This is a genomic window from Pantoea sp. ICBG 828, from assembly GCF_002928355.1.
In the GTDB taxonomy this organism is placed as follows: domain Bacteria; phylum Pseudomonadota; class Gammaproteobacteria; order Enterobacterales; family Enterobacteriaceae; genus Pantoea; species Pantoea dispersa.
The window spans coordinates 1-25979 of record NZ_POWN01000011.1 but is presented as its reverse complement, the minus strand read 5'-3'; the positions used below and the strand labels follow the sequence as shown (position 1 = coordinate 25979).

Here is a 25979-nt window from a genome sequence, read left to right as displayed (position 1 = left end):
AAACAGCCTGCTATGCCTCAGTCATCATAACGAAATTTCATTTCACGTCAGCAGCTTCCTCTCATCCGTCATCATTTCCTGCGAGCTGGCTCACAAGCCAGAGCACCCGCGAAACGGGCAAGCCGTAAAGGGCGGGAAAGGTAGCGGCACCAGAGTTTTACCTGGCTCACAAAATCGCGATGGATGTTTCATTTCATATTGTGTTTGGAATTTTTATTCCTCATACTGCCCACATAGCCAGTCAGGCACCCTGAGACCCCGGAAGCATTGCGCTTGATAGTGGGCGGCAGCGCCCGCCGTGTCTGCTTATCACAGAAGGAAACCATCAGTATGAGTACACAACAGAAGCGGCTTGATGTGATTTGTATTGGACGCATCGCCGTCGATCTTTACGGCCAGCAAATTGGCTCGCGCCTGGAAGATATGACCAGCTTTAACAAATACCTCGGCGGCTCTTCCGGCAACGTAGCTTATGGCACCGCGATTCAGGGGCTGAAGTCGGCGATGCTGGCACGCGTCGGTGACGAACACAATGGCCGCTTCCTGCGTGAAGAGCTGCAGCGCGTGGGCTGCAATACTGACGGGCTGATCACCGATAAGCAGCGCCTGACCGGGCTGGTGATTCTCGGCATCAAAGACGAAGAGACCTTTCCGCTGATTTTCTATCGCGACAACTGTGCGGATATGGGGCTGGTTCCCGAGGACATTCGCGAAGAGTTCATTACCTCGTCCCGCGCCGTGGCGGTAACCGGCACCCACCTGTCGCATCCGGACACGCGGGCGGCGGTGCTGAAAGCGCTGGATATTGCCCGGCGCAACGGTCTGCGCACCGCGCTGGATATCGATTATCGCCCGGTGCTATGGGGTCTTACCTCACTGGGTGACGGTGAAACACGTTTCATTGAATCCGGCCAGGTGACGCAGCAGCTGCAGGAAGTGGTTCACTATTTCGATCTGATCGTCGGAACGGAAGAAGAGTTCCATATCGCCGGTGGCAGTACCGATACGCTGACCGCACTGAAAAATGTGCGTAAGGCCAGCAGCGCCACGCTGGTCTGCAAACGCGGGCCGCTGGGTTGCGTGGTGTTTGAGGGCGAGATTCCCGATAGCTGGGAGCAGACGCGCCTGCACAGCGGCGTGCGCGTTGAGGTGCTCAACGTGCTGGGCGCCGGCGATGCGTTTATGTCGGGCCTGCTGCGCGGCTGGCTCAACGATGAGAGCTGGGAACAGGCGTGCCGCTACGCCAATGCCTGTGGCGCGCTGGTGGTATCCCGTCACGGCTGTGCACCGGCGATGCCAACGAAAGAGGAGCTGGACGATTTCCTCAGCCGCGATAACGCGGTGAAACGTCCGGATCTGGACGCGCGCCTCAATCATCTGCATCGCGTTACCACGCGTAAGCAGCAGTGGCCGGAGCTGAATGTGTTCGCCTTTGACCACCGTAAACAGCTGGCCGATATGGCGCGCGAAGCGGGCGTCAGCGAGGAGCGCATTCCGCAGCTGAAGCTGCTGCTGCTGCAGGCGGCACAGGAGGCGGCTAACGAAGCCGGTCTCAATGAGAAGAGTGGCATCCTGGCGGATACCACGTACGGCCAGAAAGCGCTCAACGCCATCACCGGCAAGCACTGGTGGATTGGGCGGCCCATCGAGCTGCCGAGCTCACGGCCACTGCGTCTTGAGCACGGCAATATTGGCTCTCAGCTGGTGGACTGGCCGGCCGAGCACGTCGTCAAGTGCCTGGTGTTTTACCATCCCCATGACAGTGCTGAACTGCGTAAAGAGCAGGACGAGCTCGTTCTTGACGTGTGGCGCAGCTGTAACAAGAGCGGGCACGAGCTGCTGCTGGAAGTGATTCTGCCGGAGAGCAACCCGGACCGTAACGAGTCCTACTATTACGATATGCTGAGCCACTTCTATAGCCTGGGCGTGCAGCCGGACTGGTGGAAGCTACCACCGCTGACGGCGGAGAGCTGGCAGGCGATCGGCGAGCTGATTGAGCAGCAGGATCCGCACTGTCGCGGCATTCTGTTACTCGGCCTGGATGCGCCGGAAGAGAAGCTGAAAGCCGGCTTCGCCGCCGCCGCGCAGGCGACGTGGGTGAAAGGTTTTGCCGTGGGTCGCACCATTTTTGGCCAGCCGTCACGCCAGTGGCTGAACGGTGAGCTGGATGATAAAGCGCTGATTGAGACCGTGAAAGGCAATTATCTGCGCCTGATTGGCTACTGGCGCGCCGCGCGCGGCTGACGGATTTGAAGAGGATGTGCTGAGAAGCGGCCTGACGGGCCGCTTTTTAGTGTGTTGCGAGCGGATGCCCTCACCCCAGCCCTCTCCCACCGGGAGAGGGAGCCGTTCAGGCAGATCGTTAAGCATTGTACCAGTCCTGTCAGGCCGGTCAGACTGCTCCGGACTGTCCCCTCTCCCGCCTGCGGGAGAGGGTTAGGGTGAGGGAGCCGTTCAGGCAGGTCGTTAAGCATTGTACCAGCCCTGTCAGACCGATCAGACCGCTCCGGACTGTTCCCTCTCCCGCCTGCGGGAGAGGGTTAGGGTGAGGGCAAGCCCTCAACCCCCTGAGTTTTGTGAGGCAATTCATAAACCGATGAAATAGCCTTCACGATAGCGTCAAACAAATGAAATTTTCCATCCATCTGGTACTATAGCGCTCATTATCCAGCCATATTTCCTTTTCTGACGGGCCGAAGTAATGACCAATAACCCAACGCAATTAACCTTGTTACAGGACGATATCCGTCGTCGCTACGAGACGCTGAGTAAACGCCTGAAGCAGGTGGCTCGTTATATCCTTGATAACAGCAACAGCATCGCGTTTGATACCGTCGCCTCTATCGCCCAGCAGGCGGATGTTCCGCCCTCCACGCTGATCCGCTTCGCCAACGCGTTCGGCTTTAGCGGCTTCAACGAAATGAAACAGGTCTTTCGTCAGCACCTGATGGAAGAGACCGTGAACTATACCGAACGGGCGCGCCTGTTCCGCCAGACGGCCACCGACGACAGCGCCAGCTCACCGGAGAGCCCGGTGGAGATCCTCAACGTCTTTACCATGGTCAACAGCCAGGCGCTGCAGCAGCTGGCGATGCAGGTGAATCCCGACCAGCTGAACAAAGCGGTGAAGATGCTCAACGAGGCGGAGAACATCTACATCATCGGTCTGCGCCGCTCGTTCAGCGTGGCCTCGTATCTGGTGTATGCGCTGCGCCATCTGGAGCGTCGCGCTTTTCTGATTGATGGCCTGGGCGGTATGTTCACTGAACAGCTCAGCATGGTGAATCCGAAAGACGTGGTCATCGCCATCAGCTACTCGCCGTATGCGCGTGAAGCAGTGGAACTGGTGGAGCTGGGTGCTAAACGTGGCGCGCATCAGATCGCCATCACCGACAGCCAGGTGAGCCCGCTGGCGGCGTTCAGCGATGTCTGTTTTGTGGTGCGCGAAGCGCAGGTGGATGGCTTCCGCTCGCAGGTGGCCTCGCTGTGCCTGGCGCAAACTCTGGCGGTGTCGCTGGCGCTGAATAACAGCAGCAGCGAATAAACCTCAGGTACCGAATAGAAAAAAGGCAGCCAGATGGCTGCCTTTTTTTATCTGTGCGCATCAGTGAATGCGTGTGCCGTTTAACCTGGTGCGCATCAATGCGCACCCTACGGCTGTGCACGTTTATATGCTTGCGTGCGCCGTTTAATCTGGTGCGCATTTCCGGCGACCGCGCGGAGACCTGATTAACGGCGCGGATACTGCTCGCTGTTCACCCAGGCGTGATCCTTCTCCCAGGTAAATTTCCACAGCCGTACCGGCCCGGCCATCACGTTCAGATAATAGTTATCGTAACCGGCCAGCGTCGCCACCGGATGATACCCGCGCGGCACCGTCACCACATCGCGGTTATACGGGGCCATACACTCGTCGAGCGAACGGTCGTCGGTGTAGACGCGCTGCATGGCGAAACCGGGTTCGGGATCGAAACGGTGATAATAGGTCTCTTCCAGATAGGTTTCGTCCGCGCTGTCCTTCTCATCATGCTTGTGGCTGGGATACGAACTGGTCGCGCCCTCGTCGGTATACACCTCGACCACCAGCAGGCTGTCGGCCGGTTGATTATCCGGCAGAATGTTATGCACCAGGCGCTGATTGCGCCCTTTGCCACGGTGCTCCACGCCAACATCCTGCGGTGCAATCAGCCGCGCCGGCAGATTGCCACTGCCCGGCGCACTGCATACCGCCAGCTCCAGATCGCTGTCGGCAGTGACTTCAACCTCATCATGATGCGGCACATAAACCGAGTAAGGCGGCGTGCGCTCAAACGGCGACAGGCGCTTACCGATGCCAGGGAATTCTGCGTCGCGGGTTTTCACCGACGCCAGACCGGCCACCAGCACCAGGCACAGCTCTCTCTCACCACTGCTTAACCGCAGCGTCTGGCCCTTTTTCAGCAGATAAGCGTCAAAGCCCACATATTCCCAGCCGGCGCTCTCGGGCGTCACGTGCTGGATACGCCCGTGGCTGTCCGGCTGCTGCACTTTTGAAATCAGTGACATCCTGTTTCTCCTGTTGCGCGACATTAACCCAGCGTTGGCATACTGAATTCAGAAACGGTCTGCTGACCGCTCGGCCAGCGCACGGTCGCCGTTTTCATGCGGGTGTAGAAACGCACCCCGTCCGGACCGTGCACGTTGAGCGCACCAAACACTGAACGCTTCCAGCCGCCAAAGCTGTGGAACGCCATCGGCACGGGCACCGGCACATTGACGCCCACCATGCCCGCTTCCACGTTGTGCACAAATTCACGGGCAGTATGGCCGTTGCTGGTGAAGATGGCGCTGCCGTTACCAAATTCGTGGCTATTCACCAGCTGCAGCGCGCTGTCGAAGTCGCTGGCGCGCATGATGCTCAGCACCGGTCCGAAAATCTCTTCGCGCCAAATCACCATCTCCGGCGTGACGTTATCGAACAGCGTACCGCCAACGTAGTAGCCCTCTTCATGGCCCGCGACTTTCACGCCGCGTCCGTCAACCACCAGCGTCGCGCCTTCCTGCTCACCTTTGTCGATGTAGCCCAGCACTTTCTTCTGGTGCGCAGCGGATACCACCGGCCCCATTTCATTCTCTTCTGCACCCTGCTGCATGCCCGGCCCCACGCGCAGCGCTTTGATCAGCGGCGTCAGGCGCGAAATCAGTTTGTCGGCTGTATCGTCGCCAACCGCCACCACCACCGGCAGCGCCATGCAGCGTTCCCCGGCAGAACCGAAAGCACCACCCATGATGGCGTTCACGGTGGCATCCAGATCGGCATCCGGCATCACAATGGCGTGGTTTTTCGCGGCGCCGAAGGCCTGCACACGTTTGCCATGCGCGCTGGCGGTTTTGTAGATGTGCTCGGCCACGCCGGACGAGCCGACGAAGCTGACCGCCGCGATGCGCGGATCTTTATACAGCTGCTCGGCGTCTTCGTTTGAGGAGTGCACCACGTTGAACACGCCATCCGGCAGCCCCGCTTCTTTCAGCAGTTCAGCCATGCGTACCGAGGCAGAAGGATCGAGCGCCGGCGGCTTCAGCACAAAGGTATTACCGCACGCCAGCGCGATGGGGAACATCCACAGCGGCACCATCGCCGGGAAGTTGAACGGCGTAATGCCCGCGACCACGCCCACCGGCTGCATCAGCGAATAGCTGTCAACGCCGGAACCGACGTTCGGTGAGTTTTCCCCTTTGATCAGGTGCGGAATGCCGCAGGCAAATTCGATCACTTCGATGCCGCGCGTCAGCTCACCCAGTGCGTCGGACCAGACTTTACCGTGCTCAGAAACAATCAGTGCCGCCAGTTCATCGCGATGTTTTTCCATCAGCGCTTTGAAGTTGAACATGACGCGGGCACGACGCAGCGGCGCCGTTTTCGACCATTCCGGAAACGCCGCATGCGCGACCTCAATGGCCTGCGCCACTTCTGCCGCCGTGCTTTGCGTCAGTTCGCGGATCACTTTGCCGGTCGCCGGATCGTAGACCGGAATGGTTTCGTTGCTGGCGCTGTGCGTGATTTTGCCGCCGATAAAGTTTCCTACGATAGTCATGTCGTTGCCTCTTTGATGTGTAAGGTCCCTGCAGGCCGCGGGTCAGTCTGGGTCGCGCCCGATCAGGCAATACGGAAAGCGTGCTATGAAGCTATTACAGTGAAATAAATTTTTCAAATAGTTCTTTTTGGAAAATTAACTTTTAGCGGCCTGGATCGCATTTTTCCGTCAGCGTTAGCGGACTGGCGCAAAGTGCGGGCCTGATGACAATGCCGATGCGGCCTGCACCCGTAATCAGCAGCAGGGAGATTATCAGGACGATCCGTCAGCGAGAGGGTCAGCGCCGGTGCGTGGCTGGATGAAACGAAATATGAAATTTTTGCGAGGCAGATCCAATATCCGTTATTTCATAATTCAATTAAAACGAAATAAATGTTTTCTTTGCAGCATCTGCAGACAATGCGATGTGAAACGAACCCTTATCTGTGTCTTAGCGACACGCTTTTGTTAGTGTTGGCCTCGGTCGGAGGCCTTTTTTTCACCTGTTCCCCCATCCGATGCGTGATTGCCGCAGCGGATTGCCTGGTGCGCATCAATGCGCACCCTACGGTGCTGGCGACGTCGATTGCCCGGTGCGCATCAATGCGCGCTCTGTCATGCTTTAGGGGCGCCATTTATGGCGACCTGGACGCAGCATCCCCGGCTGGCATCCCAGCCTGACGCTTGATCATCCGCAGGGTACAAAGCAGCGCAAATCCCACCAGCAGCGCAGTCAGCAGATAAACCAGCTGTACGCCGGCGAAGCTCATGATAAAGCCGGCGATCGGACCGGTGATGCCGAGCGACAGATCCATAAAAGCGGTATATGTGGCCAGCGCGCTGCCCTGGTTCTGCTGCGGCACCACTTTGACTGCGACCACGCCAATCGCCGGGAACACCAGCGAGAAACCGGCGCCGGTGAGAAAAGCGCCGAACTTCGCCATCCACGGTTCGAACGCGCCCGCCACCAGCAGCAGGCCAATCGCCTCGACGGCAAAACACAGGCTGGCGACGCGCAGTCCGCCGAGCTTATTAATGGCATTGGGAAACAGCAGGCGCATGCCGACGAACGCAGCGCTGAACAGCGTCAGCGCGAAGGCAGCACCGTCCCAGCCCTGCTCCTGATAAAACAGGGTGATAAAGGTGGCGATCACGCCAAAGCCCGCCGAGCCCATCGCCAGCAGCAGGCCAAAACCGTACACCTTACCGAGCACCGCGCGGAACGGCAGCGGTTTGGCCTTGCTGCCTTTCACCGGCGCACGGGGCAGCGCCAGCACTATCGCCAGCACGCTGATGGCGATAATCACGCTGGAGAGCAGCAGCAGGCCGCCGCTGCGAAAGATCATCACCCCAAGCGGTGCGCCAATCGCCATCGCACCATAGGTGACAATGCCGTTCCAGGAGATCACCCGGCCAATATGCAGCGAGCCGACTTTCGCCACGCCCCACAGCGAGGTGCCGGTGCCGCAGAAACTCTGCCCGACGCCCAGCAGCACGCGCCCGAGGCACAGCAGCGCCAGGCTGAGCACCTCCTGCTCCTCTATCAGCGCCGACAGCAAAATACACAGTCCGCTCACCAGGCTGCCAAACAGCCCAAGCACCACCACTTTTTTGGGTCCCCAGCTGTCGGCATAGCGACCGGCATGCGGACGGCTCAGCAGCGTGGCGACATATTGCAGGCTGATCACCACGCCGGCCCAGAAGGCGCTGTAGCCCAGGCCGTCATGGACAAAGCCCGGCAGCACCGCCAGCGGCAGGCCAATGGTGAGATAGGTGGCGAAGTTGAACTTCACGATGGAGAGAATCTGTAAATTCAGACGAAAGCGGCTGTATTCGGCCGCGGCGGGCTGGTCAGGCATGAGTGATTGCGCTCGTGTTTGACGGAATTTTTATAGCTGAAGCTTCACTATACGCCTTTTCTCGCCGTGCGCACCGTCGATTAGCGGCGGGCTGATGGCGGTATCTCCGGCGGTGCTTATCGGGTTCGCTTCGCTTACTCCTAAACAAACAATTACTTACTGGCGTTCAACTACACTTTCCACAGCGAACCACCATTCAGGAGAGGGAATGAACGAAAAGCCACAGGAGAAAATTGGCCAGAACATCCTGGTCAAGCTGGCGATGTTAGTGATTATTCTGGCGGGCATTCGTGCCGCGTCGGATATTCTGGTGCCCTTCTTACTCGCCAGCTTCCTGGCGATTGTGCTTAATCCGCTGGTGACCCTGCTGATGCGCCGGGGTCTGCGGCGCGGCGTGGCGATCTCGCTGGTGATCACGGTGATCTTTATTGTGATGCTGCTGCTGGTCGGGGTGCTGGCCAGTTCGGTAAGCGAGTTCAGCGATACCTATCCGCAAATACGCAGCCTGCTGGAACAGAAGCTGACGGTGCTGCAGCATTTCGCCGCGCAGTTTCATATCAATATCTCCACCAGCGCACTGGCGGCACGGCTCGATCCCAATGTGATTATGAACATGGCTACCACGCTGCTGGCGCAGTTCTCCGGTGCCATGACCAATGTGGTGCTGTTGATTCTGACCGTGGTGTTCATGCTGTTTGAGGTGCACCATCTGCCGTACAAATTGCGCAACGCGATGATGAATCCGCAGATCCGCATCGCCGGATTGCACAAAGCGCTGAAGGGCGTCACGCACTATCTGGCACTGAAAACGCTGGTCAGCCTGATTACCGGGTTGTCGGTATGGCTGGTGCTGATGCTGCTGGACGTCAAATTTGCGCTGTTCTGGGGCGTTGTCGCCTTTATCCTCAATTTTATCCCCAATATCGGCCCGATTATCGCCGGTGTGCCGCCGTTTATTCAGGCGCTGGTGCTGAATGATGTGTATGACGCCGTGCTGGTGGCGGCGCTGTTCAGTGCCATTCACATGGTGTTTGGCAATATGCTGGAACCGCGCCTGATGGGACGCGGGCTGGGGCTGTCAACGCTGGTGGTGTTTCTGTCGCTGATTTTCTGGGGCTGGCTGCTCGGTCCGGTCGGGATGCTGCTGTCGGTGCCGCTGACCAGCGTTACCAAAATCCTGATGGAAACCACGCCGGGCGGCAGCCGGCTGGCGATAATGCTGGGTAATGGCCGCCCCAAACCGCGCCTGCGCGTCAAAGCTAACCGGCCCGCGCCGCGCCCTTAACGTCTTACCACGCCACGATGCCAGACGATCCGTATCTGTCGATCGCCTGGCAGCTTCCCTGCGCAGTGACGCTGCCGCCGTATGGCGTCAGCGCGCATCGCCATGCCTGATGATTCTGGCGCAACATTCTTACTCATCTCGTGTCCGGGGTGTTTTCCTGCCGGGAAATGCCAGTAACGGCAAAACATTGTCAATAAACGCAAAGCGCGAACCATAATTGACTTGTATCAGATTGGTGGAAAATCAAAACGCTAACATGCACGACCGCGGGAAAGTGTTATGCTGCTGACGCCGTAACGCGCTCCCTGAATGCTGCTTAAACCGACCGAGGAAAGTCTGGTGCCTCTGCAAAAACGACAACGCGATTTTGGCTGGCTGTTGATTGTCTGTGCCGGGTTATTACCGCTGGTGCTGGGCATATTTTGCACAGCCATTGAGGCGCGCCATACGGTCAGCCAGCAGCAAATTGCCACCGCCAATGCCCTGCTGACGCAGGCAGAAAAGATGAGCGACAGCGCCTGGGACATGGTGACCCGCCTGCGTCAGTACCAGAATCGTCGCTGCGCCGATATTGATGAAGATTTGCAGCGCGCCGGCACCCTTAACGCCTACTTCCGCTCGATTGGTACCCTGCAGGGCAGCGAAATCACCTGCTCGTCGGCTTACGGGCTGCAGCACGACACGCTGGCCGGGATGATGATGCAGTCGCCGCCGGTGACCGGCAAAGCCTGGTGGAGCCTGTCGATTCGCGGCACCTCCGGCGTACCGGATCGCCCGGCGGTGATTTTCGTGCGTCACCTGCCGGACAGCAGCGGTTTCTGGGCGGTGATTGATGGCCAGTATCTGATGGACTTTATGCGCGCCATCAGCGAGTCGAACCGTTATCAGATGAGCCTGCGCTTCAACGGCGGCAGCCCCATCGCCAGCGGTCCGCACGACCCGCCAGAGCTGCTGTATCTCAGCAGCGCCAACTATCAGGCCGAGTCCAGCCGCTATCCAATCAGCGTCAGCGTGACGGTACCCGCCGCCGAGCTGATCAAAGCCTGGCGCCAGGCGCTGCTTATTTTCCTGCCGATGGCCGCCATCTTTTCGATATTGCTGATGGTACTGACCGCCAACTGGCTGCGCCGCCGCCTCTCATGGGCGGATGAAATTCGCCGGGCGATACGCAACCGTGAGTTCACGGTGCACTATCAGCCGGTGTACAGCACCGGGATTCAACGCTGCACCGGTGCGGAAGCGCTGATGCGCTGGCAGCGGCCCAACGGCGAAATGATCCGCCCGGATATCTTCATCAGCCATGCCGAAGCGGAAGGCATGATCGTGCCGCTGACCCAGCATCTGCTGGCGATGATGGCGGAAGATATCCAGAGCTGGCAGGTTGAACCGGGCTTCCACATAGGCTTTAACCTCGCAGCTGAGCATCTGCAACACCCCGATTTTGTGCAGGACATGATGCGTTTTGCCCGCAACATCCGTGACAAGCAGATGCTGATCACGCTGGAGCTCACCGAGCGCAGCCTGATCGAGGACGGCGACGCGGTGTCGCGCAAGCTGCGCTATCTGCAGTCGCATGGCATGAAGGTGGCGATTGACGACTTCGGCACCGGCCACTGTGCGCTCTCCTATCTGATGACCTTCCCGCTCGATTACCTGAAGATTGACCGCGGCTTTATCAACGCCATCGAAGGACTGGAGATCGAAACCCCGGTGCTGGATGCCATCATCAATCTGTGCCACAAGCTGCAGCTCGAGGTACTGGGTGAAGGGGTAGAAACCGCGTTGCAATTTCAGTATCTGCAGCAGCGTGGCGTGGTATTTATTCAGGGCTATTATTACGCCCGTCCGATGGACAATAACCAGCTTCGCGCCTGGCTTAATCAGCAGGGGCACCAACCGCTTCCCGTTGAGGACCACCATGAGCCTGAACTGCATCATTCTTGATGATTATCAAAATGTTGCCCTGTCGCTGGCCGACTGGGCATCGCTGCAACCGCAGGTACAAACTACCGCGCTGCACCGCCACTACGCCGACGAAGATGAACTGGTCGCTCACATCGCGCACGCCGACATTCTGGTGGTGATGCGCGAACGTACGCCGCTCAGCGCCCGGCTGATAGGCCGCCTGCCCAATCTGAAGCTGATTGTCACCTCCGGCATGCGCAATGCCTCAATCGATCTGCACGCCTGTGCCGAACGGCTGATTGCGGTGTGCGGCACCGCCAGTAGCAGCGCGGCGCCGCTGGAACTGAGCTGGGGGCTGCTGCTCGGTCTGGCACGCCATATTCCGGCGGAGAGCCAGGCGCTGCGCAGTAACGGTGCGTGGCAGCATACGCTGGGCATGGCGCTGCACGGCAAAACCCTCGGCCTGCTTGGGCTGGGCAAGATTGGCGGTGAGATGGCTAACGTGGCGCGCGCCTTTGGCATGCGCGTGTGCGCCTGGAGCCAGAACCTGAGCGAAGCACGCGCAGCGGCGTGCGGCGCAGAGAAGATGGCTTCACTGCCGGCGCTGCTCAGGGCGAGCGATGTGGTATCGATTCATCTGGTGCTGAGTGAGCGCACCCGTCATCTGCTGGACGGCGCGGCGCTGGCGCACATGAAGCCGGGCGCGCTACTGATTAACACCTCGCGCGCCGGGATTGTCGATCAGCAGGCGATGATCAGCGCGCTGCAGTCTGGTCAGCTGGCGGGCGCGGGGCTGGATGTCTTTGAACAGGAGCCGCTACCGGCCGATCATCCGCTGCGTCAGTTGCCGAACGTGCTGGCAACGCCGCATCTGGGCTATGTCGCCGACACTAATTACCGCACCTACTTCAGCGAGGCGGTGGAAGATATTGCTGGCTGGCTGCACGGCGCGCCGCTGCGCTCGCTGCTTTAAGCCCCCGGCGCGTCGACAGCACAGGGGTTAGCTGTGGCAGTACAGGCGCGGCAGCCCGGCATAATTGATCATCTGGTCGCCATTGGGCAGCTGGTACATCTGGTAATAATCGTTATTGCCCTCGCGCGCTGGCGAAAACACGATCTGCGCCGCCAGCGCGGGCGGTACGGTGTCGTCTGCCAGGATACGTACGTTGCGCGTGGTGCTGAGCATGAAATCGCCCTGGCGGCGCCAGGTGGTATCGGATACGCGATGCAGGCGATAGTGGCGATCGCGTACCGTAACGGTGCCGGTCAGCGTTGAGCTGCCGCTGCCGTCCGCCTTAAAGCGCGTGCGAATGGTGGCATCAATCGCGCCAGCCGGCGCGCCTTCATGATCAATACGATACGGCACTTCACACCACTCCGGTACCGGTTCTGCCGGCCGCAGCAGCAGCGCCAGCGCCCACGGCAGCACAAAGGCCAGCACCACCGCCGTGGTGATTATCGCTTTACGCATCAGGAATCTCCTGCGCTGATACCATCCATGAAATACATTCGTTGTCCTTCTGCGCGATCGGTTTGGCGCACAGGAAGGTGCTGGAAAAGAGTCGGGTGCGCACCGGGTTGATGTACACCATCGGCGGCGCTGAGCCATCCGGCAGGCGCGGCTGCCACTGCCGATAGCGCCGCAGCGCGTCCTGCACCACCCACGAATCGGCTTTCAGGTGGCTGGGGATAAACACCTGGCTGTTCTGAATGCGCAGCAGCGGCCGGAAATCCAGCGCATCGTGCTGCACCGGCGCAAACATCTGGCGTGCCAGCAGCGCCAGCGCGACATTCACCAGCAGCAGCGCAACGATTACCCAGCGCAGCACAGGCCGCTTCTTCTTTACGCTGGCCGGCGCGGGCGCAGGTTGCGGACTGACCACCGCTGCCGCTGGCGCAGCCACCGGCTCATCGCTCAGCGGCGCCACATCGACCTGATCGGCCAGCACGCAGCCAATCAGCGGCACCTGATGCACCAGCGGCCCCGGCGCGTGTGCCAGCTGCGCCTGCTGATTGATGGCGGCAATGGTGGCCGTCAGGCGTTCGGCGAACGGTGTGTCGCTGGGGACGCGCTGGAACAGCGCATGCAGCGTCTGGTTGCGCACCAGTTTGCCATCCGCGTCAATCACGCGCCGCAGAATGGCGGTTTGCAGCGGCGTCAGTGCCACGCGGTGCGCGGGCGACTGCACCGGAAAGAGGACCTGCTGGTCAACGTCAAAACAGAGACTTTTTGCAAATAAAACAAAGCGTGCCATGCGGCGCCCGATCTCCGGCAGAGAAACTGGCGCAAGTATAGATATTTTCGCTCGCCCGCGCATCTACGCTGCGGCCTGCGTCGCGATTCAGACAATTTTTTTGCCGCGATTGTGGACCAAAACGGCCATAGTTTTAGCCAAAAAATAGCCAGTTATTGGCGGAAACATGACAAATATCACATTTAAACGGTATACTCTGTCGCGGGATGCAATAATTACCTGAGTAATAATTGCTTTGGCAGGCCAGGGAAAAAACCACTTTCACGGCTATGCTTTAATTTTCTCAACGCCGCGGACTGAACGCTCCACCGAGTCCGCAGCGTTGAGGACTTTTTGAATTCCAATACAGGGTAACCTCATGAAATTACGTAGGAAGCGTGTAAAACCTATTGGGCTGGATGACGTCACGATTATCGATGACGCTCGTTTACGTAAGGCCATTACCGCCGCGTCACTCGGTAACGCGATGGAATGGTTCGATTTCGGTGTTTATGGCTTTGTGGCCTACGCGCTGGGTAAAGTGTTCTTCCCGGACGCCTCGCCTGGCGTGCAGATGATTGCCGCACTCGGGACCTTCTCGGTACCGTTCCTGATCCGTCCGCTGGGCGGCCTGTTCTTCGGCATGCTGGGCGATAAATACGGTCGCCAGAAAATCCTGTCGATCACCATTGTCATCATGTCGATCAGTACCTTCTGTATCGGCCTGATCCCTTCTTACGCCTCGATTGGCATCTGGGCACCGATACTGCTGCTGCTGGCGAAAATGGCGCAGGGCTTCTCGGTGGGCGGGGAATATACCGGTGCGTCGATCTTCGTCGCCGAGTATTCGCCGGACCGTAAGCGCGGCTTCATGGGAAGCTGGCTGGACTTTGGTTCGATTGCTGGCTTCGTGCTGGGCGCGGGCGTGGTGGTGCTGATCTCAACGGTGATTGGCGAGCAGAAATTCCTCGACTGGGGCTGGCGTATTCCGTTCTTCCTCGCGCTGCCGCTGGGCATTATCGGCCTGTATCTGCGTCACGCACTGGAAGAGACCCCAGCGTTCCAGCAGCATGTTGAGAAGCTGGAGCAAGGCGACCGCGAAGGTCTGCGCGACGGCCCGAAAGTGTCGTTTAAAGAGATTGCCAGCAAACACTGGAAAAGCCTGCTGGCTTGTATCGGTCTGGTGCTCGCTACCAACGTGACCTATTACATGCTGCTGACCTACATGCCGAGCTATCTGTCGCATAACCTGCACTACTCGGAAGATCACGGCGTGCTGATTATCATCGCCATCATGATGGGGATGCTGTTTGTGCAACCGGTGATGGGCATGCTGAGCGACCGCTTCGGCCGTCGTCCGTTCGTGATCGTCGGCAGTATCGCCCTGTTCTTCTGTGCGATTCCGGCCTTTATGCTGATCAACAGTAACGTACTGGGGCTGATTTTTGCCGGTCTGCTGCTGCTGGCGGTGATCCTCAACGCCTTCACCGGCGTGATGGCCTCGTCACTGCCGGCGATGTTCCCGACGCACATTCGCTACAGTGCGCTGGCCAGCGCCTTCAACATCTCGATTCTGATTGCCGGTCTGACGCCAACCGTGACCGCCTGGGCGGTGGAAGCCAGCAACAATCTGTATATGCCGGCTTACTACCTGATGGTGGTGGCGGTGGTCGGTCTGGTGACCGGTCTGTACATGAAAGAGACCGCCAACAAACCGCTGCGCGGCGCGACACCGGCGGCATCGGACCTCGAAGAAGCGCGTGAGATCCTGCAGGAGCATCACGACAACATCGAGCAGAAGATTGAAGATATTGATGAAGAGATCGCCCGCCTTGAGGCGAAGCGGAAAAACCTGGTGCAGCAGCACCCGGACATCAACGAGTAATCTGCCCTTCCACTCCCGCCACCCGGCGGGAGTTTTGTTTCTGCGGTGGCTGGGTGCGTGAGAATGTGGGTGCTGCGGTGATGCTTCCAGGTGCGCATGAATGCGCACCCTACGGGTGTGTTGCGGGTTGGGATTCTGCTGATTCCCGGTGCGCATGAATGCGCACCCTACGGGTGTGTTGCGAGTTGGGATTCTGCTGATTCCCGGTGCGCATGAATGCGTGCCCTGCGGGTGTACTGCGGGTTGTGATTCTGCGGTTGCCTGGTGCGCATGAATGCGCACCCTACGGGTAACGGCGGGTTGTGATTCGGCGGTTGCCGGGTGCGCTGTAGGGTCGGCATTCATGCCGACCGGCAACGACGCCCGGCCCGCACCGCACACAATCCTTCATGCTACCCGGCGAAAAGGGGTAAACTGTCGCCACTTTTTTCACCAGCATAAGTTAACCGAGCATGTCTGATTTCAATCTCATTCAGCGCCCAAGAAGACTGCGCAAAAGCGCGTCGATGCGCGAACTGTTCCAGGAATCCCACCTCAGCCTGAACGATCTGGCCCTGCCGATCTTCGTTGAAGAAGGCGTGGATGATTACGTGCCAATCAACGCCATGCCGGGTGTAATGCGCATTCCGGAAAAACGTCTGGCGTACGAAATCGAACGCATCGCCAAAGCCGGTATCCGTTCGGTCATGACCTTTGGTATATCGCACCACACCGATGCCACCGGCAGCGATGCGTGGAACGAAAACGGCCTCGTGGCGCGCATGTCGCGCATTTGCAAAGACACGGTGCCGGAAATGATTGTCATGTCCGATACCTGCTTCTGTGAATACACCAGTCACGGCCACTGCGGCGTGCTGTGCGATCACGGCGTCGACAACGACCAGACGCTGATTAACCTCGGCAAACAGGCGGTGGTTGCTGCGCAGGCCGGTGCCGACTTCATCGCGCCGTCAGCAGCAATGGATGGCCAGGTGAAAGCGATTCGCCAGGCGCTGGACGCGGCCGGTTTTACCGATACCGCTATCATGTCTTACTCCACCAAATTCGCCTCGTCGTTCTACGGCCCGTTCCGTGAAGCAGCGGGCACCGCGCTGAAAGGCGACCGCAAAACCTATCAGATGAACCCGATGAACCGCCGTGAAGCGATTCGCGAGTCGCTGATTGATGAAGCGGAAGGTGCAGATTCGCTGATGGTCAAACCGGCAGGCGCTTACCTCGATATTCTGCGTGATATCCGCGAGCGCACCACGCTGCCGCTGGCGGCTTACCAGGTGAGCGGTGAGTACGCGATGATCAAATTTGCCGCTCAGGCGGGCGCCATTGATGAACGTAATGTGGTGCTGGAGAGCTTAGGTGCCATTAAGCGTGCCGGTGCAGATCTCATTTTCAGCTATTTCGCCCTTGATCTTGCCGAGCAAAAAGTGCTCTGATCCTCTCGTTACGCTAAACAATCGCGGATTGCCGCGGTTGTTTAGTGCTCTCTGCCCCTGCGCGGGCACGACATCCGGTTTGCTGTAACACATCCATCATTAAAAGAGTTACGCGATGAAAGCACCTGCACTGCCTGCGGACGAATCACAGCGTCTTGCCCAGTTACGTGCGCTCAACATTCTGCACACACCCACAGAAGAGCGTTTTGACCGTTTAACCCGCCTTGCCCGACGTCTGTTTGACGTTCCGGTCGCGATGGTCAGTCTGCTGGAGAATGACTATCAATGGTTTAAATCCAGCGACGGTTTTGATCGGCCAACCACCGCGCGTAACATCTCTTTTTGCGGCCACACCATCCTGCAGGATGAGGTGATGGTGGTTGAGGACGCGCTGGCCGACACGCGCTTCAGCGATAATCCGCTGGTTACCGATGCAGACAATCCGGTGCGTTTCTACGCGGGCTATCCGCTGCGCACGCCGTCCGGTGCCAAAGTCGGTACGCTGTGCATCATCGATAATCATGCGCGCCAGTTTAACGCGGAGGATCTGCACGCGCTGCGCGATCTGGCGGCCATGGCCGAAGCCGAGCTGGTAGCGTTTCAGACCGCGACGTCCGATGAGCTGACGCAAATCACCAACCGGCGCGGCTTTATGACGCTGGGTCAGATGGCGCTGAATGAGTGCCAGCTGAGACAGCTGCCCGCCAGCCTGACGTTTCTCGATCTCGACGGCTTTAAGGCCATCAATGACCGGCATGGCCACCGCGAGGGCGATCGCGCGCTGATGGACTTTGCCGATGCCATGAAGGTGAGTTTTCGCCATGCCGATATCTTTGCCCGGCTCGGCGGCGATGAGTTTGTGGTGCTGCTGAACGGTATTCGTCAGGACGAAGCGGAAGCGACGCTGGCGCGCTTCGCCCACTATCTGCATAAACAGATGCAGGATCTGGAGCGGCGTTACACGCTGCAGTTTTCATCGGGCATCGTGGAATTTGATCCGCAGCAGCCGCAATCGCTGGAGCAGCTGCTGGAAAGCAGCGACGCACGCATGTACGCCGCCAAGTACCAGAAAAGGCAGCCGCGCAGATAGCCGCTCCTTAATGCGCCAGGTCGTCAATCAGCGTCTGATTAAACTTCGCTGGCGCTTCCATCTGCGGCGCGTGCCCCATGCCGGGGAACTCAATCAGCCGCGCGCCAGGAATCAGCTGTGCCACCTGTTTGCCCAGCACGTTGTAATGGCCGAGCTGCGCTTTCACCGCCGGTGAAGCGATATCGCTGCCAATCGCCGTGGTATCGGCCGTGCCGATCATCAGCGTGGTCGGCACCTTCAGGTCTTTAAACTCGTAATAGACCGGCTGGGTGAAAATCATGTCGTAGATCAGCGCCGAATTCCACGCCACTTTCTCATGCCCCGGTCCTTTATTCAGCCCGGCCAGCATCTGCACCCATTTGTCATATTCCGGCTTCCACTGGCCGCTGTAATAGGTGTGCTGCTCATATTTCTTAATGCCCGCCGCGTCGAGCTTCAGCTCGCGCTGATACCATTGATCCACCGAGCGCCACGGCGCGCCCTTCGCCTTCCAGTCCTCAAGGCCAATCGGATTGACCAGCACCAGCTTCTGCGTCTGCTGCGGATACATCAGTGCGTAACGTGTCGCCAGCATACCGCCGGTCGAGTGGCCAACGATCACCGCTTTCTCAACGCCGAGCTGCGCTAACAGCTGATGGGTGTTTTGCGCCAGCTGCTGGAAGCTGTACTGATAGCGGGCGGGTTTGGTGGAGGTGCAAAAACCAATCTGATCCGGCGCAATCACGCGATAGCCCTGCTGGCTCAGCGCGTTGATGGTGTCTTCCCAGGTGGCAGCGCAGAAGTTTTTACCGTGCATCAGCACCACTGTCTGACCATTGGCCTGCTGCGCGGGCTTCACGTCCATATAGCCCATGCTGAGCGACTGCTGCTGGGAGGAGAAGGCAAAATGCTGCAGCGGATAAGGATAGTGAAACCCCTCCAGCTGCTCGCCATACACGGCCTCAGCGGCCTGCGCGCTGAGCGTGCCGCACAGCATCGCTGACGTCAGCGCTACGCTGAGTAACGGTTTTAATCGAAAACGAAACGTCATGTGACCTCTTCTGTACAGGGGAAAAACCTTCAGTCTGGCACGAAAACCACCGGTGGATATTGATGCGCCGTGCCGCCGCCAGTCACACCTTTGACTGTTAAGCCGCGCAAAGCGATAACCCATTTGCGTTAATAATAACGGCCGTAATTACGGCAACTATTCAACATCATCACAACATGTCGGTGATTAATTTCACGATAAACAAGACCAGTCTTGATGACAATTAATAAAAAAGCCATTTCCTGATAAAACTTTACGTTACGTCAGTGCTTAAAAAGTTTAATTTAATTACACTGTGTCGAGTTATTGGAGGACCATAATGATGCAGCAAAAATACAACCAAGGGGTGATTGATTCGGTGACCGAATGGATTATGGCCAACCTGGATCAACGTTTGAGCATTGATGATATTGCACTGAAATCTGGCTATTCCAAATGGTATTTACAGAAACTGTTTGCCCGTTACCATAACGAAACGCTGGCGCGTTATATTCGCAAAAAGAAACTGATTTGTTGCGTGAACGAGCTGAAATTCAGCCGCACACCGATTATCAGTCTGGCGGTTAAATACCATTTCGAAAGTCAGCAATCCTTTACCCGCTCGTTTAAACAGGTGATGGGCTGCACGCCGCTATTCTGCCGCAAACGCCAGCTGAGCGATGCTGCCGAAGCCCTGTTGCGTAATAGTGACGATCCCTGCGCGCTGTGTCGCAAAGTCGGGTTTAATCGCAGCGAGCAGGAAAAACAGGTTGTTAATCCGGTAAGCGAAAATAATGGGAAGTTTCCAGCGCGTATTAGCTGCGCGGTACGTTAATCACGTCTGATATTTCGGGAAAATATTTACAACCGCACAGGTTTAAGCGGCGCGATTTATTGTGCTGATGTTCAGGTTCACCGTGCCTGTCCGGGCGGTGCGCAATAAATTCGCACCCTACAACCGTGCAATTACCTTGTTACGGTGCGCATAAATGCGCACCCTACAACCGTGCAATTACCCTGACACGGTGCGCATAAATGCGCACCCTACAAACCGTGCAATTACCTTGTTACGGTGCGCATAAATGCGCACCCTACAACCGTGCAATTATCCTGTCGCGGTGCGCATAAATGCGCACTCTACAACCGTGCAATTATCCTGACACGGTGCGGATAAATGCGCATCTGACAAAACCGTGCAACGTTCCTGTAGGGTCGCCATTTATGGCGACCTTTCGGCATTACAGACAGAAACACCCCCGGTTATTTTCCGGCCGGTGAAACCCTGTTATTTCTCAGCGCACCGGCTGGCCCGGCAGCAGCTTATCTGACATCAACTGGCGACAAACAAACGCGTCCTGCCGCGCCTGCTGCTGCTGTTGCGGCGACAAATCCTGCCACACCGTTTGCAGATGCTCGGCCAGCCCGGACTGGAAATGAATCTTCTGCAGCGCGTAATCCGAATTACCGCCTTCAATAATCTGCTGCATCGCCTGTGCGTTGTTATCGCGCCCGTCATGGGTCAGCGTACAAAAGGTCGCGATGTAGTAAGCCTTGTCCTCATCGCTGTAATGCGGCATCAGCCACCAGACCAGCGCACTGGTAACCAGCAGCAGCGGCAGCAGGAATTTGATTTTTAACATGGATTTATTGACCAGCTGAAAAAGAAAACGCCGCGATCTTAACAGATTCGCCGCGCCATGCCGCACGTCATTTTCAGGCTTTTCTCCGGCAGATTGAGACGAGGCTTAACGGGGGATACACCGATGTGCTTATAAAGTAGCCCGCTCAATTTTCCTCGTCATTCAGGGAATGAACATCATGAAAAAAAGCCAGCTGGCGCTGCTGATTGGTACCTTGTGCCTTAGCGGTTCACCCTATGCCGGGATTATGCGCCATGACATTGACGTGCAGGAATACCGCGATTTTGCCGAAAACCGGGGCAAATATGCTATCGGTGCCACCGATATTCCCCTCTATCGCAAAGACGGCAGCTTTGAGGGCTATGTACTGGACGTGCCGATGCCGGACTTCAGTATGGTCAGCGACGAGGGTTTCAGCTCATTTATCGCGCCATCTTTTGTCACAGGCGCCAAACATATTCGATATGTCCTGTCGCTGAACTTAGGCAACAAAGCCAGGTTCGCGCCGACTTACCGCGGCATTAACTATAACGATGATCCTTCGAGAGATTTTCACTTGCCGCGGGTGAATAAGGTAATTGTTGAAAGCGCGCCTACCCCATACATCACCGAAGAAGACTTTCTGGCAAATCGCAGCCGTTATACCGTATATGCACGCCTGGGTGCCGGTTATCAGCAAATTGATGATCCCGAATCCGGTAAATTGATACCCATCGATGGGGCCTACGTCTATAACACTGGTGGAACCTTCAAACCCGAAGCCATTACAACTTTCTATCATTACTACATAAAGTGGCGAACCTTCGCGCCAGATAATCCGGCATTTTCTCCGTTGAGCATTGGTACCCGTCCAGGTGATAGCGGTAGTCCGATATTTGCCTGGGACAGTATCGACAAGCGCTGGATACAACTCGGCGTCCATTCTAACATTTATGGTGGTGGCACCACCTACAAGCATTTCGCTGGTAGTACCTTAATTAATGTGAAGTATGTGCAGGAGGTAATGGATTCCGTCAGGGATGCTGATGTTGAAGACAGCGGCGGCACTACCCTCGAATGGCGCGGTGACAGCATTACGCAGGATGGCAAAAGCTGGCAATGGCACGGGCTTGATCAGGCTCAGGCCGAAACCGCACCCGCCAGCGCCAGCAATGAACAGCTCGACGCCACCAAAGATCTGCGCTTCAACGGCGAAGGCGGCATCATCGAGCTGGCGCAGTCGGTCAATCTCGGTGCCGGCCGCCTGCATTTTTCCAATGACTACATCCTGCGCGGCGCAGGCGACAGCAACTTCAGCTGGGCCGGCGGCGGCGTTGAGGTCGACAAGGACAAAACCGTGCTGTGGCAGGTTAACGGCCTGCAGGATGATGCGCTGCACAAAATCGGCGCCGGCACGCTGCACGTTAACGCCAGCGGCATCAATCCCGGCGCGCTTAATGTCGGCGACGGCACGGTCATCCTCGACCAGCAGGCCGACGCGCAGGGGCGTAAACAGGCGTTCTCCACCGTCACCCTGTTCAGCGGCCGCCCGACCGTGGTACTCAACAGCGCCGATCAGTTAAGCACCGACAACATCCGCTTCGGCTATCGCGGCGGTACGCTGGACGTTAACGGCCTCGATTTGACCTTCGACGATATCCTGCACAACGACAGTGGCGCGCGCATCGTTAACCGCAGCCAGACGCTGGCGCATCTCGATCTCACCGGCGATAACCGCCTGTTCCTCGGCGAGCTGGGCGAAGCGGACTCACGCGATAACCTCAACGTGACCACCCATCAGCGCTGGCAGCTGGCCGGCGGCGCGCAGCTTAATCAGCTGGCGGTGGCCGACGGTGTGCTGACGCTGAGCGGCGAACAGGTGGAACACGCCGGGAAGGTGTTCTTTGCCAATGACTGGCAGGACAAAACGTATCACATCAACCAGCTGCAGGTGGCGCAGGACGCCGCGCTAACCGTCGCTGAGCACGCCCACGTTACCGGCGATATCACGCTGGCCGATGAGGCCACGCTTAACGTGCTGGGGCGATCCACGCTGGCCGGCGACATCAACCTGAGCGGCACCGCTTCCAGTCTGATTGCCGACATCGCGCAGTACGTCAGCACGCTGGGCGAGCTGGCTTCCACCATCAGCGCCAATATCAGTGGCCAGGGCCGCGTGATTAAAAGCGGTGACGGCCGGCTGACGCTGAGCGGTGACGTCAGTAACCAGCAGGGCATTGAAGTGCAGCAGGGCGAGCTGGAAGTGAGCGGCCGGCTGCACACGCCGCTGAACATGGCCACCGGCACGCTGCTCTCCGGCGGCGGCGTCATCAATCATGCCAGCCTCGCCGATAACGTCACGCTGGCACCGGGCTGGAACAATGCGCCGGACAGCTGGTCAGCCATGCGCCTTGGCGATCTGCACCACGGGCGCGACACGGCGCTGGTGCTGAACTCCGCGTTCCGCAATAACGCCAGCGATCGCCTGCTGATCGATGGCGATCTGCAACAGCCGGACGATGCGCCGCTGTGGCTGACGGTAAAACCGCAGGCCAGCTGGATCGATAGCGATCGCAACCACAACGGCGCAGCGGATAACAATGAAGGTGTGTCGCTGGTGCAGGTCGGTGGCCAGGCGCACGCCGACAGCGTCCAGCTGGCCGGCAGCTATGTGGCGCGCGGCGCCTGGGCTTACGGTCTGTACGCCTTTGCACCGGGCCGCGCCAGTGGCGATGAGCGTCTGGTGGCGGGCGAAGGGGATCAGTTCTGGGATTACCGCCTGCAAAACATTCTGCTGGCGGAAGGGGATAACCGCGAACCTTACCTGCCGGAGCCGGAGCCTGAACCGCAGCCCGAGCCTGAACCGCAACCCGAGCCTGAACCGCAGCCGGAACCGGAAAATCCGCAGGTGCCGCAGCCAGAGCCAAAACCGGAGCCAGGTAAGGTGCGCGCGGCGGTGATTCCGCAGGTGCCGGCCTACATCTCGCTGCCTGCCGCCTTCCACAACGTGACGCATAACCTGCAAGCGCTGTTCAGCAGCAGCGCACAGCAGGCGAGCGCAGAGGGCCGTCCGGATCTGTTTGTGTCCGGCTACACCGGTGACGATCGCTATCACAGTGCGGGCGGCTTTATGGATTACGGCTACGATTTCCACAGCCGCTATCAGGGCTGGATGATTGGCAGCCGCTTCCCGTTGCAGTCCGCGCTGGCGCTGAGTGTCGGCGTCAATAAAGGCAACCTGAGCATCACACCGGAAGCGCGTGACGGCAACAGTCACGCCCGCGTCGATACGCTGGGCGCCAGTGCGCTACTGAGCTGGCAGCCCGATCAGGGCCTGCAGCTGGCCGTGCCGGCTGGCGTGATGCAGTATCGCGGCAGCGTCAGCACCGACCTGCGCGGTAACGTGGCGCAGCTGAAAGCGCGCGGCGCGAACCTCGGGCTCGACAGCGGCTGGCGCTGGCAGTCCGGCGCGCATGCGCTAACGCCGGTGGCCGGTGTGAATGCGCAGTGGCTCGATATCAATGATTTCACCGACAGCGACGGCGCACAGGTCAGCTACCGGAATCCGCTGCAGTGGCAGCTCTCCGGCGGAGTAAAATACGACTTCCGCCTCAACCAGAAGCTGAAGCTGGGCGCGGAAACGCGCTACGTGCAGCGCATCAGCCAGCGCGATGGGGTGGCGATTGGTGACGGCCAGCAGGCGGCGCGCTTCGCCACCGGACGCGGCGGCAACAGCCTGCAGTACAGCGGTTACGCCGGCTGGCAGGTGCTGGATAATCTGGAGCTTAACACCCAGCTTCAGGGCCAGCAGCGCCTGACGCAGGAAGGCATCAGCGACTGGAATCTGCAGGCCGGTGTGAAAATCAGTTTTTAATTGCGGCTTTCACCACGCATCAGCCCGGGACATGTCTTACCGGGCTTTTTTATGCTTTTCTGAAAAAAAACCAGACAAAACTTAATTGCCACGTTAGTCGGTCGCTTTAGGTTTGCGATTCTCGCTATTTTCATCCATGGAAGAGAATATGAAACTTACCCCGCTGACGCTGGTGATCAGTACGTTCTGTTATAGCCTTCCTGCATTCGCTGATGAGCGCTACCCTGCATTTTCCACATCACAAAATAATAACGTTAACGCTGCGAATATTCCGCATCCACCGGAATCCTTTCATGGTCCATCAACCCAGGAAATCCCTGAGCTGCCGCTGCTTGCGCAGGTCAGCCGCCAGACCGGCGAAGGGATTAAACAGCTTGGGAAAATAATCGCCCGCGGCTCGTGGTTTGATGAGATCAATCCGGCCACGTCTGGCCTGGTGCGATCCAATGTGCTGGCTGGCAACAACAGCCATCATTTGTGGTATTACCGGTTACAAAACGTGGTAGTGACCGGAGAGCCAGACAATGGCATCCCTAATCTTATTGATATCCCGGGTGAAATAATGCCGGAACCCGATCCCGGTAATGGCGAAGTTGTTATATTGCCGCCTCCACCGCCGCCTGAACCGGAACCGCCACAGTTAGCACCCGCGCCACAAATCCCGACCTACCTCGCCCTGCCCAACATGCTGTATGCCCTCAACGACTCCATGCAAACCCGCTTCCACTTCGCTGCCCGGCAGATGAGTCTGGATGATCATCACAACCTGTTTGTGTATGGCTATAGCGGCGGCGAGCGCTATCGCAGTGCGCAGGGTGATAGCGATGCCACCAGCCGCTATCAGGGCTGGATGCTGGGTGCACGCTGGACGCCAGAAGCGGAACAGAGCCCGCTGGCCTTGAGTGCGGGCATGCATAAAGGCGTAGTGACTATGCTGTCGGATACGCCGGCGGGACGCAGCCAGTTGCGTATGCAAACCCAGGGTATTAATGCGCTGATCGGCATTCAGCCGCCTGAGGGCTGGCAGCTGGAGGTACCGCTGGGGCTGACGCATTATCGCGGCACCTTACGCCATGAAACTCAGGGTGAAGTTGCGCGGATCAGCGCCGTTAGCGGCAATATCGGTGCAGAAGCGGGCTGGCGCTGGCAGCAGGATGCGCATAGCCTGATGCCACTGGCCGCAGCCGGTGTGCAGTGGCTGCATATTGCTGATTTTACCGAGCAACAGGGTGCGCAGGTGAACTATCAGCTGACGCCGCAGTACAGCCTGGCTGGCGGTGTGAAGTATGACTATCAGCCGCTGTCGTCAGTGAAACTCGGGCTGGAGGCGCGTTATGTCTGGCACAGCGGCAGGCAGAATACGCTGGATGCCGGCGATATGCGCGGATTACCGATTGAGCGCGCCCGCCACAGCGCCCAGCTGGGCGGTTACGTCAGCTGGCAGCTGCATGAAAACGTGGAGATCGGCACGCAGTTGCAGGTGCAGCAGCGGCTGGATCGCCCCGGCGTGAGCGACTGGAATGTACTGAGCGGCGTGAAAGTGGCGTTTTAAATTAATAATAAGGAAAGCGGTGGTGAATGGCTGGCGATGGGTGGTTTGGTCGCCATAAATGGCGCCCCTTATATCCCGATCATTCTCCTCCGGGTATGATGATCCCCGACTGATCATCGGGAAGTTGCTGGTGAGATGGGGGCGCCCCCTGGGCATAAAGCCTGCTTCGTAGATTTATCCCCGG

At 58.4% G+C, this 25979-nt stretch carries 18 protein-coding genes; 11 read left to right on the top strand and 7 right to left on the bottom strand.

All coding sequences use genetic code 11. From position 1 onward, the window contains the following. Positions 1-330 precede the first annotated feature (330 nt). Entirely contained in the window at positions 331-2244 is a 1914-nt protein-coding gene (gene iolC / locus C1Y43_RS20890; protein WP_021507392.1) for a 5-dehydro-2-deoxygluconokinase, read from the top strand. 457 nt (positions 2245-2701) lie between these two features. After that, the gene (locus C1Y43_RS20885; RefSeq protein ID WP_031279682.1) at positions 2702-3544 is read left to right on the top strand and encodes a MurR/RpiR family transcriptional regulator; all 843 of its coding nucleotides are present in this window, start codon (positions 2702-2704) and stop codon (positions 3542-3544) included. A 185-nt stretch (positions 3545-3729) separates the two neighbouring features. Here C1Y43_RS20885 and iolB read toward each other — a convergent pair whose 3' ends face one another. The 3 genes from iolB to C1Y43_RS20865 form a co-directional block, all read right to left on the bottom strand. After that, on the bottom strand, positions 3730-4545 hold the full coding sequence (iolB, locus tag C1Y43_RS20880) for a 5-deoxy-glucuronate isomerase (protein ID WP_104189574.1): 816 nt from the start codon (positions 4543-4545) through the stop codon (positions 3730-3732). 23 nt (positions 4546-4568) lie between these two features. Further along, positions 4569-6074, bottom strand: a complete 1506-nt coding sequence (locus C1Y43_RS20875) for a CoA-acylating methylmalonate-semialdehyde dehydrogenase (RefSeq protein ID WP_021507389.1) — start codon at positions 6072-6074, stop codon at positions 4569-4571. A 614-nt stretch (positions 6075-6688) separates the two neighbouring features. Further along, positions 6689-7912, bottom strand: coding sequence for an MFS transporter (locus tag C1Y43_RS20865; RefSeq protein WP_058774977.1), 1224 nt, complete (start codon positions 7910-7912; stop codon positions 6689-6691). 208 nt (positions 7913-8120) lie between these two features. Here C1Y43_RS20865 and C1Y43_RS20860 point away from each other — a divergent pair, with 208 nt between their 5' ends. The 3 genes from C1Y43_RS20860 (at position 8121) to C1Y43_RS20850 (ending at position 12075) form a co-directional block, all read left to right on the top strand. After that, positions 8121-9197: an AI-2E family transporter gene (locus C1Y43_RS20860; protein ID WP_088516889.1), complete on the top strand. Its 1077-nt coding sequence runs from the start codon at positions 8121-8123 to the stop codon at positions 9195-9197. 339 nt (positions 9198-9536) lie between these two features. Next, the gene (locus tag C1Y43_RS20855; protein WP_104189631.1) at positions 9537-11141 is read left to right on the top strand and encodes an EAL domain-containing protein; all 1605 of its coding nucleotides are present in this window, start codon (positions 9537-9539) and stop codon (positions 11139-11141) included. Further along, complete coding sequence (locus C1Y43_RS20850) at positions 11116-12075, top strand: D-2-hydroxyacid dehydrogenase family protein (protein ID WP_104189573.1); 960 nt, start codon at positions 11116-11118, stop codon at positions 12073-12075. Before C1Y43_RS20855 ends, C1Y43_RS20850 begins: the two co-directional genes overlap by 26 nt. 27 nt (positions 12076-12102) lie before the next feature. Here the strand turns inward: C1Y43_RS20850 and C1Y43_RS20845 are convergent, their stop codons facing one another. Beyond that, a complete protein-coding gene (locus C1Y43_RS20845; RefSeq protein ID WP_021508122.1) occupies positions 12103-12573 on the bottom strand; it encodes a hypothetical protein in 471 nt (156 codons plus the stop codon). Continuing rightward, complete coding sequence (locus tag C1Y43_RS20840; RefSeq protein WP_058774975.1) at positions 12566-13357, bottom strand: hypothetical protein; 792 nt, start codon at positions 13355-13357, stop codon at positions 12566-12568. Before C1Y43_RS20840 ends, C1Y43_RS20845 begins: the two co-directional genes overlap by 8 nt. A 358-nt stretch (positions 13358-13715) precedes the next feature. Here C1Y43_RS20840 and proP point away from each other — a divergent pair, with 358 nt between their 5' ends. From proP to C1Y43_RS20825, 3 genes are all read left to right on the top strand, one after another. After that, positions 13716-15221: a glycine betaine/L-proline transporter ProP gene (gene proP, locus C1Y43_RS20835; RefSeq protein ID WP_021508120.1), complete on the top strand. Its 1506-nt coding sequence runs from the start codon at positions 13716-13718 to the stop codon at positions 15219-15221. A 452-nt stretch (positions 15222-15673) separates the two neighbouring features. Further along, entirely contained in the window at positions 15674-16651 is a 978-nt protein-coding gene (gene hemB / locus C1Y43_RS20830) for a porphobilinogen synthase (protein WP_031279816.1), read from the top strand. A 115-nt stretch (positions 16652-16766) separates the two neighbouring features. Continuing rightward, entirely contained in the window at positions 16767-17741 is a 975-nt protein-coding gene (locus C1Y43_RS20825) for a diguanylate cyclase (protein WP_088516893.1), read from the top strand. A gap of 7 nt (positions 17742-17748) precedes the next feature. Here C1Y43_RS20825 and C1Y43_RS20820 read toward each other — a convergent pair whose 3' ends face one another. Then, positions 17749-18771, bottom strand: a complete 1023-nt coding sequence (locus tag C1Y43_RS20820) for an alpha/beta fold hydrolase (RefSeq protein WP_104189571.1) — start codon at positions 18769-18771, stop codon at positions 17749-17751. A gap of 319 nt (positions 18772-19090) precedes the next feature. Here C1Y43_RS20820 and C1Y43_RS20815 point away from each other — a divergent pair, with 319 nt between their 5' ends. Next, positions 19091-19585 carry a helix-turn-helix domain-containing protein gene (locus C1Y43_RS20815; protein WP_104189569.1) on the top strand — a complete coding sequence of 165 codons (495 nt, stop codon included), beginning with the start codon at positions 19091-19093 and terminating at the stop codon, positions 19583-19585. A gap of 457 nt (positions 19586-20042) precedes the next feature. On the opposite strand, the gene C1Y43_RS20810 is transcribed toward C1Y43_RS20815, so the two are convergent. Next, on the bottom strand, positions 20043-20390 hold the full coding sequence (locus C1Y43_RS20810) for a hypothetical protein (protein WP_104189629.1): 348 nt from the start codon (positions 20388-20390) through the stop codon (positions 20043-20045). 178 nt (positions 20391-20568) lie between these two features. Between C1Y43_RS20810 and C1Y43_RS20805 the strand changes: the two genes are divergently transcribed. Both C1Y43_RS20805 and C1Y43_RS20800 read left to right on the top strand, forming a co-directional pair. Continuing rightward, on the top strand, positions 20569-24243 hold the full coding sequence (locus C1Y43_RS20805; RefSeq protein ID WP_158252677.1) for a S6 family peptidase: 3675 nt from the start codon (positions 20569-20571) through the stop codon (positions 24241-24243). Positions 24244-24391: 148 nt separating this feature from the next. Further along, positions 24392-25795: an autotransporter outer membrane beta-barrel domain-containing protein gene (locus C1Y43_RS20800; RefSeq protein ID WP_104189565.1), complete on the top strand. Its 1404-nt coding sequence runs from the start codon at positions 24392-24394 to the stop codon at positions 25793-25795. The last annotated feature ends 184 nt before the right edge of the window (positions 25796-25979 follow it).